The sequence below is a fragment of the Enterococcus sp. genome (genome assembly GCF_032555305.1).
Lineage (GTDB): Bacteria > Bacillota > Bacilli > Lactobacillales > Enterococcaceae > Enterococcus_A.
This window is the reverse complement of record NZ_JAWGOQ010000019.1, coordinates 26,820-47,587: the sequence shown is the minus strand read 5'-3', so window position 1 is coordinate 47,587 and position 20,768 is coordinate 26,820. Positions and strand designations below refer to the sequence as shown.

At 39.3% G+C, this 20,768-nt stretch carries 20 protein-coding genes and 1 other annotated feature; of the genes, 1 reads left to right on the top strand and 19 read right to left on the bottom strand.

The window, feature by feature from the left end; all coding sequences use genetic code 11:
- Positions 1-98 precede the first annotated feature (98 nt).
- The 17 genes from ileS to E6139_RS14135 all read right to left on the bottom strand — a co-directional run bounded on the left by ileS (position 99) and on the right by E6139_RS14135 (position 18,231).
- A complete protein-coding gene (ileS, locus tag E6139_RS14215) occupies positions 99-2,885 on the bottom strand; it encodes an isoleucine--tRNA ligase (protein ID WP_316403735.1) in 2,787 nt (928 codons plus the stop codon).
- Positions 2,886-3,033: 148 nt separating this feature from the next.
- Positions 3,034-3,246, bottom strand: a binding site (T-box leader).
- On the bottom strand, positions 3,238-3,945 hold the full coding sequence (locus tag E6139_RS14210; RefSeq protein WP_316403734.1) for a DivIVA domain-containing protein: 708 nt from the start codon (positions 3,943-3,945) through the stop codon (positions 3,238-3,240). It overlaps the preceding feature by 9 nt.
- Before the next feature lie 22 nt (positions 3,946-3,967).
- Complete coding sequence (locus tag E6139_RS14205) at positions 3,968-4,750, bottom strand: RNA-binding protein (protein ID WP_316403733.1); 783 nt, start codon at positions 4,748-4,750, stop codon at positions 3,968-3,970.
- Positions 4,751-4,762: 12 nt separating this feature from the next.
- The gene (locus E6139_RS14200) at positions 4,763-5,032 is read right to left on the bottom strand and encodes a YggT family protein (protein WP_316403732.1); all 270 of its coding nucleotides are present in this window, start codon (positions 5,030-5,032) and stop codon (positions 4,763-4,765) included.
- A gap of 18 nt (positions 5,033-5,050) precedes the next feature.
- Complete coding sequence (locus E6139_RS14195) at positions 5,051-5,683, bottom strand: cell division protein SepF (protein WP_316403731.1); 633 nt, start codon at positions 5,681-5,683, stop codon at positions 5,051-5,053.
- A gap of 9 nt (positions 5,684-5,692) precedes the next feature.
- Positions 5,693-6,370, bottom strand: coding sequence for a YggS family pyridoxal phosphate-dependent enzyme (locus E6139_RS14190; protein ID WP_316403730.1), 678 nt, complete (start codon positions 6,368-6,370; stop codon positions 5,693-5,695).
- Positions 6,371-6,384: 14 nt separating this feature from the next.
- Positions 6,385-7,623, bottom strand: a complete 1,239-nt coding sequence (gene ftsZ, locus E6139_RS14185; protein WP_316403729.1) for a cell division protein FtsZ — start codon at positions 7,621-7,623, stop codon at positions 6,385-6,387.
- A 21-nt stretch (positions 7,624-7,644) separates the two neighbouring features.
- On the bottom strand, positions 7,645-8,970 hold the full coding sequence (gene ftsA, locus E6139_RS14180) for a cell division protein FtsA (RefSeq protein WP_316403727.1): 1,326 nt from the start codon (positions 8,968-8,970) through the stop codon (positions 7,645-7,647).
- A 165-nt stretch (positions 8,971-9,135) separates the two neighbouring features.
- The gene (locus E6139_RS14175) at positions 9,136-10,254 is read right to left on the bottom strand and encodes a cell division protein FtsQ/DivIB (RefSeq protein WP_410470544.1); all 1,119 of its coding nucleotides are present in this window, start codon (positions 10,252-10,254) and stop codon (positions 9,136-9,138) included.
- A gap of 4 nt (positions 10,255-10,258) precedes the next feature.
- A complete protein-coding gene (gene murG / locus E6139_RS14170) occupies positions 10,259-11,350 on the bottom strand; it encodes an undecaprenyldiphospho-muramoylpentapeptide beta-N-acetylglucosaminyltransferase (protein WP_316403725.1) in 1,092 nt (363 codons plus the stop codon).
- Between the two features lie 9 nt (positions 11,351-11,359).
- A complete protein-coding gene (gene murD, locus E6139_RS14165; RefSeq protein ID WP_316403724.1) occupies positions 11,360-12,724 on the bottom strand; it encodes a UDP-N-acetylmuramoyl-L-alanine--D-glutamate ligase in 1,365 nt (454 codons plus the stop codon).
- A 14-nt stretch (positions 12,725-12,738) separates the two neighbouring features.
- On the bottom strand, positions 12,739-13,701 hold the full coding sequence (gene mraY / locus E6139_RS14160; RefSeq protein ID WP_316403722.1) for a phospho-N-acetylmuramoyl-pentapeptide-transferase: 963 nt from the start codon (positions 13,699-13,701) through the stop codon (positions 12,739-12,741).
- A gap of 16 nt (positions 13,702-13,717) precedes the next feature.
- On the bottom strand, positions 13,718-15,907 hold the full coding sequence (locus tag E6139_RS14155; protein WP_316403721.1) for a penicillin-binding transpeptidase domain-containing protein: 2,190 nt from the start codon (positions 15,905-15,907) through the stop codon (positions 13,718-13,720).
- The gene (ftsL, locus tag E6139_RS14150) at positions 15,908-16,285 is read right to left on the bottom strand and encodes a cell division protein FtsL (RefSeq protein ID WP_316403719.1); all 378 of its coding nucleotides are present in this window, start codon (positions 16,283-16,285) and stop codon (positions 15,908-15,910) included.
- A 5-nt stretch (positions 16,286-16,290) separates the two neighbouring features.
- Positions 16,291-17,244: a 16S rRNA (cytosine(1402)-N(4))-methyltransferase RsmH gene (rsmH, locus tag E6139_RS14145; RefSeq protein WP_316403718.1), complete on the bottom strand. Its 954-nt coding sequence runs from the start codon at positions 17,242-17,244 to the stop codon at positions 16,291-16,293.
- Between the two features lie 15 nt (positions 17,245-17,259).
- The gene (gene mraZ, locus E6139_RS14140) at positions 17,260-17,691 is read right to left on the bottom strand and encodes a division/cell wall cluster transcriptional repressor MraZ (protein WP_316403717.1); all 432 of its coding nucleotides are present in this window, start codon (positions 17,689-17,691) and stop codon (positions 17,260-17,262) included.
- A gap of 168 nt (positions 17,692-17,859) precedes the next feature.
- The gene (locus E6139_RS14135) at positions 17,860-18,231 is read right to left on the bottom strand and encodes a DUF3397 domain-containing protein (protein WP_316403716.1); all 372 of its coding nucleotides are present in this window, start codon (positions 18,229-18,231) and stop codon (positions 17,860-17,862) included.
- Between the two features lie 228 nt (positions 18,232-18,459).
- Here E6139_RS14135 and E6139_RS14130 point away from each other — a divergent pair, with 228 nt between their 5' ends.
- Complete coding sequence (locus tag E6139_RS14130) at positions 18,460-18,576, top strand: DUF4044 domain-containing protein (RefSeq protein WP_010745911.1); 117 nt, start codon at positions 18,460-18,462, stop codon at positions 18,574-18,576.
- A gap of 26 nt (positions 18,577-18,602) precedes the next feature.
- Here E6139_RS14130 and recN read toward each other — a convergent pair whose 3' ends face one another.
- Together recN and E6139_RS14120 are read right to left on the bottom strand one after the other, a co-directional pair.
- On the bottom strand, positions 18,603-20,273 hold the full coding sequence (recN, locus tag E6139_RS14125) for a DNA repair protein RecN (protein ID WP_316403714.1): 1,671 nt from the start codon (positions 20,271-20,273) through the stop codon (positions 18,603-18,605).
- A gap of 29 nt (positions 20,274-20,302) precedes the next feature.
- The gene (locus E6139_RS14120) at positions 20,303-20,761 is read right to left on the bottom strand and encodes an ArgR family transcriptional regulator (protein WP_316403713.1); all 459 of its coding nucleotides are present in this window, start codon (positions 20,759-20,761) and stop codon (positions 20,303-20,305) included.
- Between the last annotated feature and the right edge of the window lie 7 nt (positions 20,762-20,768).

Genomic DNA, 20,768 nt, shown 5'->3' with positions numbered 1-20,768 from the left:
TGATCATAGAGAAAAACTAGAAATTTTTAAGTTACATGAGTACGTAAAGAAACCCGCACCGATATTTCAGTGCGGGTTTCTTCCATTATAATAGTTTCTTATTCCAATCCTTCTGCTACAGCTTCTGGGTAATTTTCCTCTACAATATGAGCACATGAAGCACATAAATGTGGAAGTTTTTCATCTTCACCAACTGTCGTCCGAACTTGACGGCAACGATCGCAGACTTCACCTTCAGCCTTTTCTACTAAGATCGCTACATCATCAAATTTCATAGCATTTTCTGGTTCTGCTTCTTTTGAGACACTAAATGAATCTGGAGAAACGATCAATAATTGAGCAAGATCTGCGTCCAATGCTGTTAACATCACTCGTACTTGTTCATTCGGATAGATCGTTACTTTTGCCTCTAACGATTTACCGATAACTTTTTCATTACGAGCTTCTTCCAAAGCTTTCAAGACTTTATCTCGGAAATCCATGAAGGCCTTCCATGTATCTAACAATTCTGCTTGATTAGGGAATTCTTCGTAGCTTGGTAATTCCGCTAATTGCACATACTCTTCTTCCTCTTTCAAGTACGTCCAGATTTCTTCAGTCGTATGAGGAATGATCGGTGTCAACAGTTTCGTCAATGCCACCGCAGCTTGATAGAAAACAGTTTGCATGCAACGACGTTCGTAGCTGTCTTCCGCCTGAATATAGACCACATCTTTTGCAAAATCTAAATAGAATGAAGAAAGATCAACTGTCAAGAAATTCACGACTGTCTTATAGATTTGAGTAAAATCATATTTATCATATCCATCTTCACGAATCGTTTTGATTACTTCATTTAGACGAATCAGCATGTATTTGTCGACTGAACGTAATTCGTCATAAGCTACCGCATGTTTTGCAGGTTCAAAATCATTCGTATTTGCTAATAAGAAACGCATGGTGTTCCGAATCTTACGATAAACTTCAGAAACTTGATTCAAAATATCCATTGATACCCGTACATCCGCTTCGTAGTCGACGCTGCTGACCCACAAACGTAAGATATCTGCTCCCATTTGATTAATGACTTTTCCTGGTACAATCGTATTGCCTAGTGATTTACTCATCTTACGGCCTTCGCCATCTAAAGTGAAGCCTTGAGAAAGAACGGATTTATAAGGAGCAACACCATTGATCGCCACACTGGTCGTGATACTTGAGTTGAACCAACCACGGTATTGGTCAGAACCTTCCAAATACATGTCAGCTGGGAAAGTCAAGTTCTCACGTTGACGTAACACCGCTTCGTGAGAAGAACCAGAATCAAACCAAACATCCATAATGTCAGTTTCTTTAGTAAATTTACCATTTGGTGAACTTGGATGAGTAAAGCCTTCTGGTAACAAATCCTTCGCTTCACGTTCAAACCAAACATTTGAACCATGTTCCGCAAATAATTGTGCGACATGTTCTGTTGTTTCAGGTGTAATGATTGCTTCACCATCTTCACCATAGAAAATTGGCAGCGGCACACCCCATGCGCGTTGGCGGGAAATAACCCAATCGCCTCGATCACGAATCATATTATATAAACGTGTTTTTCCCCATGGAATGATCCAATCTACTTTTTCAATTTCATCCAAGATATCTTGACGGAATTTATCAATAGAAGCAAACCATTGCGGTGTTGCGCGATAAATGATCGGTTTCTTTGTACGCCAGTCATGAGGATAGCTATGCATAAAGAATTCTAGCTTAAGAAGCGCACCTTTTTCCTTTAATAGATCAGTTACCATTGCATTGACTTTATCATAAAAGACACCTTCAAATCCAGGAGCTTCAGACGTCATGACTCCACGGTCATCAACTGGTGAAATGATATCGTTACGATATTTTTTCCATGCAAAGTAATCATCTTCCCCATGTGCAGGAGCTGTGTGTACAACACCTGTACCAGCTTCCAAAGTGACATGGTCTCCTAAAATTACTAATGATTCACGATCATAAAATGGATGCTGGGCTGTCATGTATTCAAGGTCTCTTCCTTGAACTTCTTTTAGTACTTTAGGTTCTGACCAATCCAGTTCTTTTGAAACAGAATCCAATAGATCTTTTGCGATGACATATTTTTGCCCCGCTTCTTCAACTACCACATAAACATAATCTTTATTTACAGAAATTGCCTGGTTCGCAGGTAATGTCCATGGCGTTGTGGTCCAGATAATGAATGACGTATCAGTATCTAAAATACCTTTGCCGTCCTTCACTTTGAAGGCCACGAAAATAGAAGGAGATTTAACATCCTTATACTCCACTTCGGCTTCTGCTAATGAAGACTCACTTGAAGGTGACCAATAAATGGGTTTCAACCCTTTATAGATATATCCTTTTTCAGCCATCTTTCCAAATACGCGAATTTCAGCTGCTTCGTAATCAGGTGTCAGGGTGATGTAAGGATTATCCCAGTCACCTGCGATTCCTAAACGTTTGAAATCATCCCGTTGTTTATCCACTTGTGACAACGCGTACTCTTCACATTTTTTCCGATATTCAGCCATTGTCATTTCCTTACGTTTGATGCCTTTATTTGTAAGAACTTGTTCAATCGGTAAACCATGTGTATCCCAGCCAGGAACGTATGGCGCACGGAATCCAGACATTGATTTTGAACGAACAATAATATCTTTACTAATTTTATTCAAAGCATGCCCGATATGGATATTCCCATTGGCATACGGAGGGCCATCATGTAATACAAAAGTTGGTTTGCCTTCATTTAGTTGTTGGCGTTTTTCGTAAATCTTATTTTCTTCCCATTCTTTTTCCCATTGACTTTCGCGGTTTGGTAAATTACCGCGCATTGGAAAGCCAGTTTTTCCTAGCTGAAGCGTTTCTTTCGTCTTCACTATCAATCGTCTCCTTTTATTAATAAGTATTTCCTACAAAATTGAGCATGGAGGTACTTTTACGAGTAACCCTTTAAATCACGAAAAGTTTGCAGAAATCCGACCGTCGGTAATAAGTCGTGAAAAACAAAAAAAACAAGCCTATCCGCAAAGGGACGAGCTTGTCGTGGTACCACCCAAAATTTGAAACCTAAGTTTCCTCTAATCATCGCTAACGAGATGACCCGTCGATTACTACTGAATAGTTCGCAATCGAATGATCTAGAGGATCTTTCCAATTAGAGGGTCTGCCGAACTCTCACTATCTTCGGCTCGCTTAAAGAATCTAATCAGCTTTTCTGTTCTAGATTGCTTAATTTTCGTCTGATTTAATCAATTCAGGAATATCAATCGTCAAACCCATATCTTCTTCTTGAGGTTCAGCAAGGACGATTGGCTCATCTGAGTCTACTGCATTCTCAGTGTCGCTGTCAAGTTCATTAGCTAAAACTTCTTTTAAAACCTCATGACCATCACCAACATAAGAAGACATTGGTTTCAATACTTCCTCCCAGTCACCGCTGCGTGCTTGATCGATTTGAGTTTCCAATAATAATAGTAATTGTTGGTGGAAGACACGCGTCTTCTTCTTCAAATCATTTGTTTCAGCAGCTAATTGACGTGCTTTAGAAGTAGCATCTGTTAAAATTTCTTTCGCCTTATCTTCAGCTGTTGTCGTTAATAAGTTAGCTTTTTGCATAGCATTGGAAATCAACTCATCTGCGCGATTTTGAGCAGAAGTAACGATAACTTCTGATTCTTTACTTGCAGAAGATTTAACCTTATCAGCAGTATCTTGTGCCACGACAATTGATTGGTTCAAGGCTTCTTTCAATTCATTGAAATACTCAAGCTTTTCTTCTGAATGTTTTAAAGCTTTTTCTAACTCACGATTTTTTGCGATGCTGTCTTCATAATCGCGAACGATCATATCTAGAAAATCATCGACTTCATCTTGATTATAGCCACGCATTTTGGTGGAAAAATTTTTGTTTTGGATATCTAATGGAGTTAATGCCATTTTTCTGTTCACCTCATAAAATTTATTTTCGTAAAACGCCTAAGCGCAAACGGAATTTTTCTTTCTTTGTTTTTCCTTCTAATCCTTGGATCTGAATTCGCCCAAATCCTCGAACTGAAACGACATCTAATAAATCAAGCAAATAGTCTGGACGCTCATTGGAGGACCAATTCACTTTGACTTTTCCAGCCTCAACCAATTGTTTTGAACGTTGGCGGGAAATATTATAAACTGTTGAAATAATCGCATCCAAGCGCATTGAGGTTGCCGTGGTGGTTTCTTCTACCCAACTATCTTTTGGAATAATGATATCCGTGTATGGACGTTCCTCTAAGTGAACAGTCACTCGACCAATTTTTGTTACCTGACTTACAATATAGCTAGCAGAGTCTCTCGCTAAAAAGATTTGCCAGCGATCACCATCCGAGATAATATCGCCAAAATAATCTCGTTTGATTCCCGCATTCATTAACGTTCCCAAAATTTTTCCATGGGAAAGCTCCGTGAATTTCTGAGGATAATTAATCTCGATCATTACAAGTTCAAAATCATCGATTTGCGGTTCATAGTAATCAGGATAAATCATGCAGCGACAACGTTCAGCATGTTCGTAACCGCCATAAAAAGAAAATTTCAATTCGCTATTTTCACGAATTAAAGTCTCTAAAATATATGCCTGGCGAGGATCTAAAAAGTTCGTCAAATAAGGAGCGTATTGGCTTTCAACTTGTTCTAACCAATCACCAACACTGTCAACAAATGGATGCTCTTCTGGTCTAAAATGTTGATAGACATTCGCATTCATATTGCCACCTCCTTAATAAACAAGATTTATCAGAATTCTTTGTAAAATATTCATGGCAAAATTCAATGCTAAAATCGCTGCCATAACTGAAAAATCCAATCCGCCAAATTGCAAAGGCAAACGTCGGAACAAATCAAGAAACGGCTCACAAATGCGACCTAAAATTTGGCCGAACTTGGACTGATACGCTCCTGGAAACCATGACATTAATGCATATACGACTAAAAGAATGCTGTAGAGATAGACCAGTCGATTCAAGTAATAAAAAAGTGTAATTATCATTCCGTATAAGCGGCTCCTTTACATTTCTAATCCATAAATATCGTCATCGACCATAGAACTTAGAGCTGTATTGGTGATTTCAACATTCGTTGGCGTACATAAAAACATTTCATTTCCGACACGTTTGATATCTCCGTCAATCATAAAGACGGCACCTGTTAGAAAATCAACGACACGACGTGCTCTCATTTCATCTAAAGACTGAAAATTGATCAAAACGACTTCGCCCTGACCTACCCGCTTTGCAATCGTCATCGCTTCATTGTAAGCCCTTGGTTCTACGACGGAGATGCGGTTTGTACGTCTTTCTTCATTTTTTGGTGCAAGTCGTTGCGCCCGACTGTTGTTATTAGGCATTGACACAACTTTTTCATTTTTCTTAGGCATATTTTCTGCCTTTTTCATAACACTTTCAGCACGGCGATTCGTCGGCTGTGTTTTTTCAACTACCGGTTTAACTTGCTCCTTGACAATTCTTTCTTTTGGACGCTCCTGCTTTTGGTATGTAGGACGTGCTGTTACGCGTTCTTTTTTTAATGTTTCGCTTTTTGGGCGGCTAACCTGCTTCTTTGGGGCAGGTGCTGCTTCTTCATACATATCATCATCTGCTAAACCAAAAAAATCAGTGATCTTTGCTAGACTAATTCCCATTAACTTTACCTAACCTTTCCTAAATAGTGCCGTTCCGATTCGAACAAACGTAGCACCTTCTTCAATTGCCGTTTTGAAGTCTTGGCTCATTCCCATGCTTAATTCCGTACATGGTGCGTATAGCAAGTTTTGCTCTTTCACACTTTCCTGAAGTTGTTTTAAGTTAGAAAAAATATCCCGAACTTCTTGCTGACTTGCCTCATATGGAGCCATCGTCATCAAACCGATCATTTTAATTTTATCTAATCCTTCTAATTCTCTAATAAAAGAATCAAGTTCTGACGGCTTAATACCGTACTTCGATTCCTCCCCAGAAACATTTACTTCAATAAAACAATTTATTTGATGTTCAGCACGTTTTTGAATTTCTTGAGCCAAACGTAAACTATCTAACGCATGAAAGTAATCAATTTCGTTTATAATTAATTTTACCTTGCGACGCTGTAAATTACCAATAAGATGCCATTTAATCTGCTGATAGTTTGAGAGACTTTGCTTTTTTTCTAGTAGTTTATCTACTCGATTTTCTGCTAAATCGGTCACACCTAATTCAACGAGTTCATTTGCAGTATTGGAGTCGACACTCTTGGTCACCGCAACCATCGTAATCTCCTTCGGGTTACGTGAAACAAGAGCACACGACTCCTGAATCTCTTGCTCGATTCTATGCAAGTTTTCAGCGATCATGTGCTCTCCCCCTCTTATTTTCTTCGGCGAAAGAATGGTGGTGTATCTAGTTCTTCGTCTTTTTCAGGTTTTACTTCTTCACGATTAAATGTTTCAAATTCTTTCTTTTCGATATTATCAAATTGCGTTTCTTCTACTTTTGGACGAATGTTTTCTTCTTTACGAATATCCCATTCACCAAAAGCCGATTGCCCATCATTGCCTCTTGAAGGTTCAATGTCTAAGTTTTGCTTTTGAGGAACTGATTGGATTTGACTAGCACGTTGTGTATTACGTGTAGCCTTACGCTCCTTTTTTGTTGGATCAATCCCTGTCGCAATCACTGTAACGCGAATTTCATCGCCTAATTCTTCGCTGATTGATGTTCCTAAAATGATATTTACATCGCCTGTTGCCGCACTTGAAACAATATCAGAAGCATCTTGTGCTTCAAATAGAGTCATATCTAACCCGCCAGTAATGTTCAATAATACTTGTTCTGCACCATCAATAGAAGTTTCTAATAATGGTGAAGAAATTGCCTTCTTCGTTGCTTCTACCACGCGGTCTTCACCGCTAGCAACACCAATCCCCATTAATGCAGTTCCTTGGTTCGCCATCACTGTTTTCACATCGGCAAAGTCCAAGTTCACATAGCCAGGAGCTGTAATCAAGTCTGAGATACCTTGAACCCCTTGACGTAAAACATTGTCTGCTTCACGGAATGCTTCTAACATCGGTGTTTTCTTATCTACAACTTCAAGCAAGCGATTGTTTGAAATAATTAAAAGCGTATCGACGTTTTCTTTCAGTAATGAGATACCTTCTGCAGCGAAGCGCCCGCGTTTAGGACCTTCAAAGCTGAATGGACGCGTAACGACGCCAACTGTTAGTGCACCTAAATCTTTTGCAATCTTCGCAACGATTGGAGCAGCTCCAGTACCCGTACCACCGCCCATGCCGGCTGTGATGAAAACCATATCCGCACCTTCAAGTGCATCACGAATAGCTTGTTCACTTTCTTCTGCTGATTTTTGACCAACTTCCGGTTGCGATCCAGCTCCTAATCCGCGAGTATATTTAGGGCCTAATTGAATTACAGTCTCTGCTTTTGAATTTTTAAGGGCTTGGACATCAGTGTTTGAAGCAATGAATTCAACGCCTTTGACGTTTTCCTCGATCATGCGATTGATGGCGTTTCCGCCCCCACCGCCAACACCGATAACTTTAATAACTGCACCTTCGTTAATATTGTTATCTATTGAGAATTCCATGTTTTCTATTCCTCCTACAAATTAGTCAAAAATATTAGAGAAGAAGTCTTTAATCTTCCCAGTAACTTTTTCTTCATTTTTTGGTTTTGATTCTTCTTCATAATCATTGGATGCTTCGTAATCGTCATATACAGGTGCTGTAGAAACAGCATTCGGTTGTGGTGAAGCAGATAGAGAAACTTTTTCACCCGTTACCGCTGATTTCGCTAAATGGTAAACATCACTCAATTCAGCTGAATAATTTACGATGCTGATGACATTTGTAAAGACAGGATTTCTCAAGCCCATTTGATTTGGAACGTGCAGCTTCACAGTAGTTCCAAAAATGTCTTCGGCTAAGTCAACCACACCAGGCAAACTGGCTGCTCCGCCTGTTAAAACAACCCCACCAGGCAGATCAAGTGCTTCGATCTCATCTAATGCTTCCTTTGCTTTACGGAAGATTTGTTCTAAACGAGCTTCGATAATTTCTGCTAAGTAACGTTCATCAACTTTAACCGGATCCGTTTTTCCAATTACATCTACTGGAAAATCTTCATCCGCAGAAGTTCGGCTCGGATAAGCGTCCCCATAGTTGATTTTTAATGCTTCAGCATTATTAAATGAAGTGTTTAAGACGATGGAGATATCTTTGGTAACAAATTCTCCGCCCTCTTGGTCAACGTGAGTAAATTTCAATTGTTTATCGTGCATGACCGCGGTCGTTGTCTGACCGCCGCCCATATCAACCACAATCGTCCCAAAGTCTTTTTCGCCATCTGACAAAATCGACTCTGTCAAAGCTAAAGACGTAATCACTGTTTCAGCAACTGATAATCCAGCTTTCTCCACACATTTTGTGATGTTATGGATGATTGTTTTAGGACCTGTGAACACTAGCCCGAACATTTCGAGACGAACACCGATCATTCCGCGAGGATCTTTGATGCCTTCAAAGCCATCAACGGTAAATTCTTGAGGCAATAGCGCAACGATTTGTCTTTCAGGAGGAACTGAACGAACCATTGCTGCGGAAGCGACATTACGAACATCTTCATCCATAATCTCTTTCGAATCATTGTTAACAGCGATCATACCTTGACAAGGCTCAACTTCTAATAAGTTGGCAGGTAATCCCACGCTGACACTTTTTATCTGAATCCCAGCTTTTTCCTCGGCCTGTTTTACTGCTCGTTGAATCGCCTGTACTGTTTTATCGATGTCTACGATAATCCCACGATTGATTCCTTCTGATTTTGCGTTTCCAACACCAATGATATTCATTTGGCTATCGATGTACTCGGCAACAACAACTTTTATCGATGTTGTCCCGATATCAAGGCCTACATACATTCCTGCTTTTGCCATGAATGGGATTCCCTCCTATTTTCAAATAAATGCTTTATTCAGATTTAATATTTTAACTTACTGTTAAGCATGAAATATAATTATTTGCAAGCAATTCACTGCCTCCAATTTTAACACATTTTGCCTAGAATGAAAAAGAAGATTCAACATTTTCTTGTAATAAATTTAATCATTTCCAACTGGCGTCCCAGATTGATCTGTTGAGTTTTGTGTTGATTCCTCAGTAGTCGATTTTTCATCCGTATTTTCAGTGTATGGATAACTGTATATTCCTGCTTCCATATCAACGACTCCCTTAATCTGCTTGTCATTCATTTCTTTCGCGATTTGGGGGTAATAATTCATTTTCCCACCCAAATCATTGATGCTTACCAGTACCTTATTTCCGTCATTCATGAAAATTTCCAATAATTCTTTATTTTCAGTTGTGGGAGCGTACTTAATCTGAGAAATTCCCTGTTTGACTTCTTCAGACAATTTATTATATCCTTCGAGCACTTTCAAAATTCGTTTTGAGCCGGTAAAACTTTCTAAAATAGGCAATTCGCCATTACTTTTCTCGACTTCAATCGGGATGATTTTTCCATTTGAAATAACCGGAGAATACTTTCCATCGCTTTCTAAATAAGCAACTTCTGGATATTCTTTCACCTTCACTTCAAAATGATTAAATCCATCAATAGAGACTTCAGCATTTTCAATTTGAAGCTCTTGCTTTTTCAGATTTTTCACATGATCCTTGCGATCAAAATACTGACTCCAAAGATTATCTCCAACAGTAAAATTGAGTTCATTTTTAATTATCTCTGCGGAAATCCGTTCATTGCCTTTTACACTAACGCCGCCTAACTTACCTAATGGTGAAATGTAATATAATAATAGTAAAGCTGGAATAGAAAATAATCCAATTAGAATCGAAGATCTCCGTACAAGACGGCGATTGCGCTCATGTCTTATATTGGGCAGCCGATCTAAAAACGAGCCATTTTTTGGTCCATTTGAAGACTCCTCCAACTCTACTTCTTCTTCAGGCTCAATAGGTTCAGGCACCGTTTTTTCAGACTCTTCAATACTTTCATCGGCAGGCTCACTAGTACTTGGTGTATCAGTAGGCACATCAGAAGTTTCTTGTTCTACTTCTGGTTCGCCGTTTTCCAGTGCCTTTTGCTTCAAGTATTCCATATTGGCCAATTGCCAAGGTGTTAAATTTTCTTGTCTATTTTTTTCCTCTTGGTCTTTCTTTTCATCTGGAACTTCTTCACGACTAATGATCCTCACCTCCAAAATATTATTTGACGAGCTCGTTGACTAGTGACCATAAACGTTCAGCTGCATCTGGGATACCTTCTTTACGTGAAGCCGCCGCCATTGCTAATCTTCTTTCAGAATCCCCCATGATTTCATCAACTGCTGACACCAATGTTTCACCAGTTAAATCAGCATCCGTAATCATATTGACCGCGCCTGCATTAACTAAACTTTGTGCGTTCTTTGTTTGATGATCATTCGTCACATAAGGACTCGGAATAAGGATTGCTGGCAATCCTAAAGCAGTGAGTTCTGCAATTGAAGTCGCCCCAGCACGTCCAATTAGCAAATCAACATTAGCCATAACATCCGTCATATTTTTAATATAGGGTTGCAGCGAAAGATTGCGACTGATTTTATCTATATCAAACCTTTCAGATATTTCGTTATAATACCTGTCTCCGGAAGCATAAAGTATTTGATACTCTTTTTGAGAGAACTTCGGCAATGCTTGGATGACGGCTTGGTTTATTTTTAATGCACCTTGACTCCCGCCAAAGATTAAAACTGTGGGAACTTCTGGCAACAAACCATATTGTTCCAACACTTCAGATTTTCCACTAGTTACCACTTCTTGTGCACGTGGATTCCCAACTAAAACCGTCTTATTTTCCGGGAAATATTGTGCAGCATCAGGGAAACAAATTCCTACTCGATCAACGAAACGACTCAAAAATTTGTTTGTAATTCCCGGGACACTATTTTGTTCATGAACGATTGTAGGTATCTTCATTCGTGCTGCCGCGTAAACCACCGACCCCGAAACATAACCGCCTGTACCGATTACGATATCTGGTTTAAACTCTCGTAAAATCTCTTTCGAACGTTTGATACTTTCCAAGAACAATTGAACTGTTTTTACATTATCGAGTGAAAGCTTTCGTTTAAACCCTTGGATTTTAATTGTTTTAAAAGAGATGCCTGTTTCAGGCACGATTTTATTTTCCAACCCGCGATGTGTTCCTACATATAAAAATTCGGAATCAGGTTGAATCTTTTGTACGTAACGGATAAATGCTAAGGCTGGATAAATATGTCCGCCCGTGCCGCCGCCTGTAACAAGTATTCTCATTCTATTTCCCTACTTTTCTAATTGTTTCACAGCCTGCATAAATTTATCTCCGCGTATCTCAAAGCTTGGATATTGATCCCAGCTAGCATTCGCAGGAGATAATAATATGCTGTCACCCGCTTCACTTTGTTCGTATGCCAAAGGAACAGCAGTCTCAACATTTGACGTCATAATGATTGTTTCAATACCTGCACGTCTAGCTGTATCAGCCATCTTATCTTTCGTTTCACCGAATAAGATGATCGCTTTGACCCCTTCAAGAGATGGAATCAACTCATCAAAGCTGTTTCCGCGATCCAAACCGCCAGCCAGCAAAATCAAACGATCATTATCAAAACCGCTTAGCGCCATCTCAGTAGCCAAGCTATTTGTTGCTTTAGAGTCATTGTAAAACTTACGACCATTGATCGTATCCACATACTGTGTACGATGAGGAACACCATGAAAATTGCTCAAAGCCGTTCTGATTCCTTCATTTGAAATGCCCTTTAGTTTTGCTACAGCAATCGCCGCTAGTGCATTCTCAATATTATGTGCTCCCGGTACTCCTAATTCAGAAGCATTCATAATCTTTTCTTGCTTATAGTAGAGCCCACCGTCTAATAGGTACGCTCCATTCACTAGCTTTTCCTTCGTTGAAAAAGGTACGACTTGCGCTTTAGTTTGTTTACTCATTGATTGCAGTTCTTCAGAATTCCAATTTAAGACTAGGTAATCAGCTGGGGTCATATTCGCTTGAATAGCCCATTTCGCAGCCACGTAATTTTCACGCGTTTTATGATAGTCCAAGTGCGCTTCGTAGATATTTGTTATGACAGCAATCTGCGGTTTGAATTCTTTTACGCCCATCAACTGAAAGCTTGACAGTTCCATGACAATATCATCATCCACTGTTGCTTTCGAAGCCACTTCACTACCGGGGAAACCGATATTACCAGCAAGATGAGCTTTTCCAGCGGTTCTCTCTTGATTCAACAATAGACCGATCATAGTGGTGGTAGTCGTCTTGCCATTCGTTCCAGTGATACCAATGATTGGGCATTCTGCGACTTGATAGGCCAACTCCACTTCGGTCAAAATGGGAATATGCAGTTCTTCCGCTTTCGCTACTAATGGATTATCGTAAGGAATACCAGGATTTTTCACCATCAAAGAAAAATCTTCATCCAATAATTCTATCGGATGGTGCCCTGTAATCACTCGTACGCCCTGTTCTAATAATCCTTGTGCCTCTGGATTTTCTTCAAAAGGCTTTCCATCGTTGACCGTAACAAGTGCGCCCAAGTCATTCAACAACTTGGCCGCACTAAATCCACTCTTCGCTAATCCTAAGACTAATACTTTTTCGTTTTCATATTGTTTAATTTGTTTCATTTCCTAGTCATCTCCTACAGTACGATCAGTAAAACAATAATGGATGCAATGAGCCCAATAGCCCAAAATACTGTGTCAACCTTCCACTCGGACCAACCTGACATTTCAAAGTGGTGGTGTAATGGCGACATTTTAAAAACACGTTTCCCTGTTAGTTTAAAGGAAGTGACTTGAATAATCACGCTTGCTGTTTCAAAAATGTAAACTAGACCGACTAGTAATAATGTCCATTCTTGATGTAAGATGATCGACACAGCTGCTAACAGCCCGCCTAAAGCAAGCGATCCTACGTCGCCCATGAAGATCTTTGCTGGTTTCTTATTATAAGGAAAGAAGCCAACAAGCCCCCCCATCACAGAAAGACAAACAATTAAAACCTCATACTGCTGTTGTTTCCATGCAATGATTCCATATGTTGCAAATGAGATTGTGCCTAGACCAGATACCAGTCCATCGATCCCATCAGTTAGATTCACTGCATTCGAAAAACCGACCAACCAAAAAACCACAAACAGACCATATAGAATATTTAGCGGCAGTTCAATACCAAAGAAATTCAATGTATTAGGATAACCTTCTGTTCGATAAATTATATAGAAGATAATCGCTACAACAACTTGAGCTATGAATTTTTGACTTGAAGTCAATCCTTCATTCTGTTTCTTCGCCAATTTTATGAAATCATCCAAAAAGCCGATGATCCCATACAATAATAAGACGAACACTAAAATCAATAGTGAAGTTGTCATTTTACTTGTCCAAAGGCTAAACCAAATTGCAGTGATCACAGCAGCAGCTAAAAATCCTAGTCCGCCCATCGTTGGGGTCCCTGCTTTTGAATTGTGCCATTTTGGACCTTCGTCACGAATTTCTTGTCCTTGTTTTTTCATTCTAAAATAGCCGATTATAAAAGGCATGCCTGCTACCGTAATTGCGAAACTACTGGCAAAGGCAATGAATAGTTGTGCCGGTTGCATTTTTTTCTCTCCAGTCCTAACCTAACGTGATTTTCAATTTCTTTTTCGATACTTCTTCATAAGGAGCGATGTTTTGCTTTGTGCAGTAGCCATCTCCTTTGAAGCTGACTTCAATATCTAGCAAGTTCGCTAATTTTAAAATATCTGCTTTTGACCATCCACGAACATCGGGCATCTCTTTCTTACCGTCTGTCAGCAAAATCAAATGCTCATTGGCCATGACTTTCTCTCCAGGTTTCGCAGATTGCTTGATGACTTTATCGCCATCTCCAACTACGACCGCAGTTACTCCACGTTTATTTGCATCAGCCGCAGCACTTGCCGTCTTGAGATTACGATAGTCCTCTACTGTAATTTTAGTGTTACTTTTTTCATCCGAAGAATCCATATTGCTATTTTGGAATTCCATCGCTCGGCTTAATAGCGGATTTGCTATTTCACCTAAGATACCTTCTTTATTTTCTTGTGGTTGCTTCATTGTAATATATAAAATATATTCAGGATCTTCTGATGGAAGCATCAAAGCAATTGAATAAATATAATTCGTATCTCCTGTTAAATACCTACCGCCCTCAGCAATCTGAGCCGTACCTGTTTTGGCAGAAATGTGGTAACCGGGTACTTTGTATTGATCATATGCTGAGCCATAGTTCTCACTCTCAACAGTATCTCGCATATATTCACGAACCTTTTGAGCAGTCTCAGCGGTGATCGGCTCTCCAACTACTTCCGGTTTTGTGATGATCTCTTTACCTGTATTAGGATTGGATACTTTTTCAATATAATGAGGTTGCAACATTTTTCCGTCATTTGCTACAGCAGTAAAGCCGCGCATCATTTGGAAATTTGTTACACCGATAGCTTGACCGTAAGAACTCATCGCTTGGTCAACGATATTACTGGTTGGCAATAGGCCCTTGTTCTCACCCGGCAAACCAGAATAAGTGCTTTGACCAAAACCAAAACGTTTCACATAATCAGGCCAACGCTCACCTAATCGCTCTTCCAATTTGACCATCCCAACGTTACTTGACCAAGATAATGCTTGACGCATCGTCAAAATTCCTTTTTTACCTAAATCCCAGTCATTGATGGTTGCATCCGCTACTTGAATCTTTCCTGAAACATAACTTTCATTCTCATTAAAGACTCCTTCATTCACAGCAGCCGCAGTCGTAAAGACCTTCATAGTCGACCCTGGTTCATAGTTGTCTTCAATTAGAAAGTTGCGCCAAGCATCAGACTCTCCCAGACCTTCTTTTGTTTCAGGATTGAAAGTTGGTCGCTGAGACATTGCCAAAATATCTCCGGTTTTTGCCTGCATCAACATCGCTGTCATTTCAGTAGGTTTAGCCTCAGTGTTAACTTTATCTAATAAAGTTTCTAAATAACTTTGTAGTCCCGCATCTAAAGTGGTATAAATATCTTCTCCATCAACAGCCTTTTTCTCTTCCGCAACACTTCCAGGAATCGGACGTTGATTCTCATCTTTTTGGTAAACGACTTTTCCATCTTTCCCTTTTAAAACATCATCATAAGCTGCTTCGACACCCATCATGCCGACCAACGATTCTTTTTTATCTGGTTGTGCATAGCCAATAAAATGAGAAGCGAAATTCCCATTCGGATACATTCGATCAGTGTGTTCAGTAAAGTACAGACCTTTGACCTTGGCTTTCTTCATGTCATCTTCAATGTTTTGTTTGGTCTCTTCAGAAATATTCTTTCCTTTGTCACCAAATTCAACCTGATAGTACTTGCTAGTACCATCACTATTAATACCGCTTTTCAAAGTTTTTAAGGCAGACTTTTCATTAATTCCTAAATACTTATGTAAAATAGAAGCCAATTCATCAAAATTCTTTTCTTGTGCATAAAGCTTTTCTTTTCCGGAAACATAACTCTCTGACAAAATTGCATAGATCGAATAAGAGGTTGCATCTTCTGCAATTACTTCACCGTTACGATCGTAAATCGTTCCACGTTTTGCCTTCACTACTTCTCCACCGTTATACAATTCTTCAGTCTTGGCTTCAAGAGAAGTACCGGCGACATGTCCACCAGCTACGACATAAATCATGCGAATGGCAAATAAAAAGAACAATCCAATACTCGTAGCAAACAAAATAACGCCTACTTTTTTGCGATTGTTCATCGGAGTCAAATTCTTTTTTCGGATTTTCCTTTTTAGCCTTTTAAAGCTCATTTACTTCACTTTCCTTAAATTCGCGTCATTGATAGAAAGCCCAGCTTTTTCAGCAACTTCCTTCAAACGATCAGAACGAGATAGTTCGCTCTTCTCCTGTTGTAGTTGAGAAGCTGTTTTTTCTTTTGCATCAATATCGGTTTGAATACTTGTAATTTCATTTTGAGTTTTGCTGATTTCATTTCGGTAATTAACCATCACAACCGATAATCCAATTAGCATCACTAAGAATGCAAATACAGCAATTTTTTCAACACGAGTGATTTTCTTTAGGCGATCTCCTGGAGAAACGAAGACTTTGAAAGAATCTGGCGTTTGGTGAATCTCTTCTTGCTGAGAATCAAATTGAAACTGTTGATTATTATTTAATTCTGCCATAATTCCTATCCTTTCTTCACTTTCTCCGCGATCCGCAATTTTGCACTTCTCGCACGATTATTATCATGTAATTCCTCATCAGAAGGAATAATTGGTTTTCGATTAACTAACTTCAATACTGGTTGGAACTCTTCAGGCACCATCGGTAAACCCGGAGGCATATCCTTCGGTGTACTGAATTCTTTAAACATTGTCTTAACGATCCGATCTTCCAATGAATGGAAAGTAATCACACTGACTCTGCCCTCTATAGTGAGCAAGTCAATTGCCTGTTCCAAAGAACTCTCGATTGCCCCCAGCTCATCATTCACAGCGATGCGGATAGCTTGGAAAACACGCTTTGCAGGATGCCCACCTTTTCGTCGTGCTGGTGCAGGGATAGCGTCCTTGATTAAGTCCACAAGCTCGCCAGTTGTTTCGATCGGCTTATCTGCACGTCTGCGCTCAATTAAGCGAGCAATCTGTTTGGAAAATTTTTCCTCACCATATCTGAAGAAAATTTTTATTAATTCATGATAAGAGTATTCATTTACGACTTGATAAGCACTCAGCGATGCATCTTGATCCATCCGCATATCCAATGGTGCATCTTGATGGTAACTAAACCCTCGTTCTGCCTCATCAAGTTGCGGAGAGGAAACTCCCAAATCGTATAAAATTCCATCGACCTCTGTCACGCCTAGGCGATTCAGTTCTGCCGTAAGTTCTCTAAAGTTTGCTTTTATAAAGGTCACTTGTTTCTTTGCGACATATTCGCCTAAACGAATCTTCGCATTATCGATTGCCTTTTGATCCTGATCAAAAGCGTAAAGATGTCCATCGGCATTTAACTGACTCAGCAAATATTCGCTGTGTCCAGCACCACCTAATGTACAATCAACATAAACACCGTTTGGTTTAATTGCTAGACCATCAACTGTCTCATGAAGCAAAACGGTTGTATGTTGAAAGTCTGTCATTGATAATCCTCTTCTCTAAAATCCAAAATCGACCATTGTTTCAGCAATGTCATCAAAACTAGCTTCTGTTTCTTTTGTAAACTCATTCCAGCGTGCTTGATCCCAAATCTCGATCCGATTCGCTACGCCGATAATTACACATTCTTTTTCAAGCGATGCGTGACTACGTAATGACACAGGAATATTGATTCTTCCCTGTTTGTCTATTTCACATTCAGTTGCTGCGGAGTAAAAGAAACGTACGAACGCGCGCGCATCTTTTTTAGAAAGTGGCATCTCATTCAACTTCGTTTCAAGTTGATTCCATTCGGATAAAGGGTATCCAAATAAGCACCCATCCATACCGCGGGTAACTACAAATTTCTCGCCTAATTGTTCACGTAATTTTGATGGTACGATCAATCGACCTTTTGCATCAATATTATGTTGAAATTCACCCATGAACATCTAGACTTCACCCCTTTTTACCACCGCATGAGATTAGTCTACCACAATCCCCCACAATCTACCACACTTTGCAAAAAACAAAAATAACAGTTTTTTGACCTTTTCTAACCATACTGATTTATCAAGGATACCAAGTGGAATAAGGAGTTTTTTTAAAGTTTTTTCGTATTATAACGCATTAATAATGCTCGCAATAATCAAAATAAAATAGACTAAGACCGACAATAAAAACGTTAAGCGCCAAAACATTTTAAAGAAACGACCGTACATGATTTCGCGATAGCGATAGGCTTGAAAAACAACTACGCTAATGCCCAATAATAGAATAGTTAGTAAAAAATATGGTAAAATCGAAAACGAGCTGATACTTTTCGAAATTTCGTGCATACCAACAATTAAAAATGGTATGGTAATATCCGGCGTTTTCAAATTGAAGCGTTGTTTTAACTTAAAAGTTGTTACGATATAATCAGACGCTAAAAAGACGATTATCGGAAAAATGTACCATAACAATAGTACTGGTGAAAATGATGCCAACAAACACAGTCCTTCCTCTTCAAACTACTATCCTCACTATACTGCATTATCGTTACATTCGTGTTTCAATTCATTTAAAATATAAAGGATTTAGCAAGTTTTAACAATTGAATTCGCAATATTGGCGCGAAAAGATTTCTTAGTATTTTTTAAAAGTTTTTTTCGGTTAATTGCGGAGTTTTGCGAAATGGAGTATGATGAGTTTAATATTTTTTCGAGGATGGTGACATCATGAATAACAAAAAATCTACTAGTACATTTTCTAAAGTTACTAAGGTTGTTATTTGGACCATGTTAATTTTAACAATTGGCTCATTAGTTTTGAGTAGTCTGTTGAGTATTATGTAAGCAAATAGCCGGAGCATCTGCTCCGGCTATTTTTTTGCTAATTGCAATAATTCTTCTGCGTGTTTGACAGTCAAATCAGTGATTTCAGTCCCCGCTAACATCCGGGCGATTTCTTCTGTGCGATCTTGCTCAGTTAGCTCTTCTACTTTAGTAAGCGTCCGGCCATCCACAACCTCTTTTCGAATGAACAATTGATGATCCGCTTTTGCTGCTACCTGGGGTAAATGTGTGATGCATAAGGCCTGCGAATTTTGTCCGATTTGATAAATTTTATCAGCAATGGCTTGCGCCACGCGCCCGCTTACTCCTGTATCGACTTCATCAAATACGATACTGGTTAAGCCTTGCGTTTTCGAAAAAATCGTCTTCAAGGCTAACATCACACGCGAAATTTCGCCACCTGAAGCTACTTTGACCAATGGTTTTAAAGGTTCCCCAGGATTCGTCGTGATATAGAATTCTACCTCATCAATTCCATCCGATGTAAAAGTGGTTTCTTTGAAGCGGACTTCAAAGCGAGCATTTTCCATGTATAGATCCTTCAATTCATTCTGTATAGCGAACTCCAGCTTTTTCACCATTTTGTTCCGTGCCGTCCTCAACTTCTCTGCCAGTTTCTGCAAGGTTACTTTTTTTGTTGCTAACTCATTTTCTAGTTTCTCCAATTTATCACCAGAAAAATCTGAATCTAAAAGTTCTTGGCTAATCTGATCATAATAGTTCAAAATCACTTCGATCGAATCACCGTATTTTCGTTTTAATTGATGGATCAATTCTAGACGTTCATTGACTAAATCTAACCTTTCCTCATCTAATTCGAGCATATCTAATTGACGCCCGATTTCACTGACGGCATCTTGTAGTAAATAATACGCACTATGAACATTGTCGGAAATACTTTCATAATCCTTATCTAAAGAAGCGATCGTTTGAAGTTCTTGACTAGCAGAACCAATTGTATCAAGAGAGCTCGTTTCTTCATTTGTCATTGCTTGATAACTGTAGGAAAGACTGTCCACGATTTTTTGGTAGTTCGTTAGCTTCTCACGTTCCTCTACCAATTTTTCTTCCTCACCAGCAGTCAACTCGGCATTGCCAATTTCTTCTTGCTGGAAGGTCAGCATGTCGATTCTTTGGACAAAAGACTGTTCATTTTGTTTAAACTTCTTCACCTGATTCGCTAAAGTGACATAACTTTGGAAAGCCGTTTGATAGGTCATTTTGATATTTTGAAAAGAAGCATCGCCAAAACTGTCTAAAAGACGCAAATGCGATTCGGGATGCATCAATTCTTGATGATCGTTTTGACCTTGGATATCAACTAAAAATTGTCCGATTCGTCGCAGGTTTGCTAAAGTCACAATCCTGCCATTGACACGTGAGACACTCTTTCCAGAGATATTCAAATCTCGCTGGACAATCAATCCCGCCTCGTCGACTTCTATACCAAGCTCCTCCATCAATATTTCAAAGTCTGACTGCTTTGGTAAATCAAAAAGTCCTTCTACTAAGCACTTATCGCTGCCTTGGCGAATGTATTCGATTGAAGAGCGAGCACCTGCTAACAAACTCACCGCATCGATAATGATCGATTTCCCGGCACCAGTCTCACCAGTTAATGCAGTCATTCCATCAGTAAAACTCAAATGTAACGAAGAAATGATCGCAAAGTTTTTAATTGTCAGTTCTTGTAACATTTTGCACATTCTCCTTTTAATGAGACATACTAATTATTTTGACTTTTCTGAGCGATGTCTTGCTTAATACGCTTGGCATCTTCTTCCGTTCGAGCGATCATCAAAACGCTATCATCGTCATTTAAAGTCGTGAATAGAATTTTAGTGAACTGTTTTTCCAGCAAATTAGCACACGCCGAAGCATTTCCCGGCAGTGTTTTTACATTGATGAACTTTTCCATTTGATCAACAGAAATCACAGCTTCTTTCAAAAGATCAGCTAGTTTTTCGTTTACATCTTCTTGCTCCTTGCGTGGCATGCTGTACCGATAACCACCATTTTGAGCGGGTACTTTGATCAATTTCATTTCCTTGATATCACGTGAGATCGTGGCTTGAGTAACAGTTACTCCTTGCTGAGCCAAGATTGCCACGAAATCCTCTTGTTTCTTCACATCGAACTCACTCAGTAACTGAGTAATGATACGATGACGTTCTTGTTTTCGCATTCCTTCT

What these genes read in the sequence shown, in the direction of transcription:
- E6139_RS14200 (WP_316403732.1), bottom strand. Translation starts at nt 5,032, where the DNA reads ATGATAATTACACTTTTTTATTACTTGAATCGACTGGTCTATCTCTAC.
- murG (WP_316403725.1), bottom strand. Translation starts at nt 11,350, where the DNA reads ATGAGAATACTTGTTACAGGCGGCGGCACGGGCGGACATATTTATCCA.
- mraY (WP_316403722.1), bottom strand. Translation starts at nt 13,701, where the DNA reads ATGCAACCGGCACAACTATTCATTGCCTTTGCCAGTAGTTTCGCAATT.
- rsmH (WP_316403718.1), bottom strand. Translation starts at nt 17,244, where the DNA reads ATGACAGACTTTCAACATACAACCGTTTTGCTTCATGAGACAGTTGAT.
- E6139_RS14195 (WP_316403731.1), bottom strand. Translation starts at nt 5,683, where the DNA reads ATGGGAATTAGTCTAGCAAAGATCACTGATTTTTTTGGTTTAGCAGAT.
- E6139_RS14120 (WP_316403713.1), bottom strand. Translation starts at nt 20,761, where the DNA reads ATGCGAAAACAAGAACGTCATCGTATCATTACTCAGTTACTGAGTGAG.
- ftsA (WP_316403727.1), bottom strand. Translation starts at nt 8,970, where the DNA reads ATGGCAAAAGCAGGAATGTATGTAGGCCTTGATATCGGGACAACATCG.
- E6139_RS14155 (WP_316403721.1), bottom strand. Translation starts at nt 15,907, where the DNA reads ATGAGCTTTAAAAGGCTAAAAAGGAAAATCCGAAAAAAGAATTTGACT.
- mraZ (WP_316403717.1), bottom strand. Translation starts at nt 17,691, where the DNA reads ATGTTCATGGGTGAATTTCAACATAATATTGATGCAAAAGGTCGATTG.
- murD (WP_316403724.1), bottom strand. Translation starts at nt 12,724, where the DNA reads ATGAAACAAATTAAACAATATGAAAACGAAAAAGTATTAGTCTTAGGA.
- E6139_RS14210 (WP_316403734.1), bottom strand. Translation starts at nt 3,945, where the DNA reads ATGGCATTAACTCCATTAGATATCCAAAACAAAAATTTTTCCACCAAA.
- E6139_RS14205 (WP_316403733.1), bottom strand. Translation starts at nt 4,750, where the DNA reads ATGAATGCGAATGTCTATCAACATTTTAGACCAGAAGAGCATCCATTT.
- recN (WP_316403714.1), bottom strand. Translation starts at nt 20,273, where the DNA reads ATGTTACAAGAACTGACAATTAAAAACTTTGCGATCATTTCTTCGTTA.
- E6139_RS14130 (WP_010745911.1), top strand. Translation starts at nt 18,460, where the DNA reads ATGAATAACAAAAAATCTACTAGTACATTTTCTAAAGTTACTAAGGTT.
- ftsL (WP_316403719.1), bottom strand. Translation starts at nt 16,285, where the DNA reads ATGGCAGAATTAAATAATAATCAACAGTTTCAATTTGATTCTCAGCAA.
- E6139_RS14190 (WP_316403730.1), bottom strand. Translation starts at nt 6,370, where the DNA reads ATGATCGCTGAAAACTTGCATAGAATCGAGCAAGAGATTCAGGAGTCG.
- ftsZ (WP_316403729.1), bottom strand. Translation starts at nt 7,623, where the DNA reads ATGGAATTCTCAATAGATAACAATATTAACGAAGGTGCAGTTATTAAA.